General features: G+C 55.1%; 1 protein-coding gene. It reads right to left on the bottom strand.

What is annotated here, in order from left to right; genetic code table 11:
* The coding region (locus tag A3849_RS31025) for a TPM domain-containing protein (protein WP_074114897.1) at nt 1-2,239 on the bottom strand (2,239 nt) is incomplete at its 3' end.
* Between the last annotated feature and the right edge of the window lie 414 nt (nt 2,240-2,653).

The following is a 2,653-nucleotide window of genomic DNA, read 5'->3' as shown; positions in this document are numbered from 1 at the left end:
CCCAGGAAGAGCCCCCGGAGGAACGGCCGCCGCCTCCCCATGACGAGCCTCCGGAGGAGCGTCCTCCGCTGAATCCGCCGCCGGAGGAGGCACGTTTGCGCGCCTGCTCCCGGCGCTGCTGTTCCCGCAGGATCGCCAGCTGTGCCAGGCGCTCCTCTTCTTCTTTCTGGCGTACCAGCCGGTTCGCTTCCTCTACGAAGGAAGAAATCCGGGACGCATAAGAGCGTCCCGCGGCTTCCAGCTCATCAAGGTTGTAAGGCCGGGCAGCCAGCCGCTGCTCCAGTTCAGCATACTCCGGCTGCAGGGAGAGCTGGAAGGGGCTTCTGGAAGCGATCCCCTTGCTGTGCAGCCGGTTCTGGGCCGTGTCAACCTGCGCTTGCCCCTCAGAGAAGAGCCGGGTAATGTCAGACAAGCGTTGATTCAATGTGCTCAGACTTTCGCTGATATGATCGAACTTCTGTGCGGTTTCTTCTTGCAGCTGGAGCAGCCGGTCCAGCCCGCTGCGGGCGTTGTCGTATTCCCCACGCTGGTCGCTGGTCCAGGTTTCGATCTGCGGCACTTCGCCCGCACCCTGCCGGAGCTGTGTGCCTGATGTCTCAAGCGCTTCTGCAAGAGGACTTAGATGATGCTCCTCAAATTGGCTGCGGGCTTCAGCGATCTGGCTTTGCAGCTCATTGCGCCGCTGAGTCAGCTCACTCCAGCGGCCGCGAATCGTAGCCAGATCCCTCAGGTTATTCTGGCGGATCAGTGCCTGGCGTTCTGTCATCGCAACAGCTTCGCCAAGCAAAGTGTCCATTTGGGCAGCGATTCTTCGTACTTCATCCATGTCCCCGATACGCAGAGGCGCTTCAAGCGTTGCTGCGGCTGCAGAGGCCTGGCCGAGACTATCATAAGGCTTAACCTTCATATTGTGGAGGGAGTTCTGTTCGATCAGTGCAGCAATTTGGCTGCGCGCAGCTGCTACAACCCCTGGGAATTCATTAAGTTTATCGTCATAAGTATCCACATCCCGCAAATCCTGCTCGATTTGTTCCTGCCGTTCTTGGGCTTCCCCGGTCATATCCTGTGCGGCAATCGGATCGAAGAGCTCCAGCTCATCCGCTTTGGCAGTTTCTTCGGCCAGTTCCTTCAGATCCTCCACGATTTCCTCCAGCCCATAGCCGGTCTCCTTCACTGCGCTCTGGAGATGATCATTCAATTCAGGCGCATCCTTTTTCAGCTCTGTAATCTGCTGTTTCACATTGCGGTCGGCATCACTGATTACAGCTATAAGCTGTTCCTCTTCCTCCAGCGCCGAGCGGTAAGCCGCCTCGGCCTGCTGTAGCTCTGAGTTGGCTTCTTTGAGTGCCTTCAAATGATAGAAAGGAGGTAGGGAACCCTGGCCTGAGCTTTGCAATGCGGAGATTTCCACCAGCTTGGCAGACAGCCTTTTGGAAATTCCCTCGACCATTTCCCCGGTTTTCCCCTGAACAATGCCCTGGAACGGCTGAAGGGATTCCAGGGCATGATTGGCCCTTACCAGCAGCTCTGCCAACTGCTCCCGCTGGCTGCCCAACTGTCTCCGTTTGCGCACACCGGTGAGCAGTACATACAGCACTATTGCCAGCAGTACAATCCCAATGACGAGCGCTGTTAGTGTGAGTAGCCCAAGGCCGGAACTGCCGTTCTCCGCACGTCCGGAACCGCCAACGTTCCCGCTGTCCGTGGTACCGCCCGCCGCCGCGCCGCTGTCCGTGGACCCGGAACCGCCACCTGTGCCACCAAAGGATTGAAGCTCCTTAATCATGGAGCGGATGCCTCCGGCAAAATCGCCTTCCCGCACATAAGGAATGAAGTACGTATCCAGTATTTCTGTAATAGCTGCGGACCCCGCAGCACCGCCTTGGGCCTGGGACCAGGAATTGATATCTCCCTGAAGGGCAGGGTTCTTAAAGTTCAGTTCAACCTGCTGATCTTGGGCAGATATTAAGAGGAGAACATCCCGCGGCGTTAAGGCCCAGGAATCATATACGTCTGAAGCATAGGCGGAAGCCTTGGCCCCGTCCAGGGAATCCACGGTCAATACCCGAATGGTATAGAGGTCACCAGCAGCAATGGCTGCAATATCAGCTGCTTCCTGATTGGTGAGCAGACCGGCCTTATCGGTAACTATTCCCTCCTGTGCAGGAATTCCTGCCGCGTACACATTAGGCATCCATAGGAGACTGAACATCAGGAACAAGACAACATATTTTTTCAAAGGGGCACGCTCCGATCTGAAGGTGGTCTAGTGTACTGTATATTATGCTGATAATTATACTATATCATTAAACAGCATACGGCCGTTTACTTTGGATCGGCACCTGAAGAACCCAAAAAGGGGCTGTCCCAAAAGGGATAGCCCTTTGTTTTCAAGTAGGATCGTCGTGAGCCCTCGGGTGGACGCTCCGCGAACGGACCGTTGTTCCAATCGCTGTTGTCCCCAGATTTTATTTATTCTCCTTCGCGGTGAAAATCCGGGGACAAAGGCGACCGCTATCGCTTTTCCACAATCGTTCCGTCCTCTCCGCTGTTTAAGCGGGAAATGGGGTCTACAATCTTTAAAAAAAGCAAAAAAAAGAAACCATCCTTTGGTAAAATGGAGTTACCACACAACCATTTCAAAGGAGAGGTT

It is taken from the genome of Paenibacillus sp. P46E (genome assembly GCF_001909095.1).
GTDB classification, from domain to species: Bacteria; Bacillota; Bacilli; order Paenibacillales; family Paenibacillaceae; genus Paenibacillus_AQ; species Paenibacillus_AQ helianthi.
This window is presented reverse-complemented; position numbering and strand designations above follow the sequence as displayed.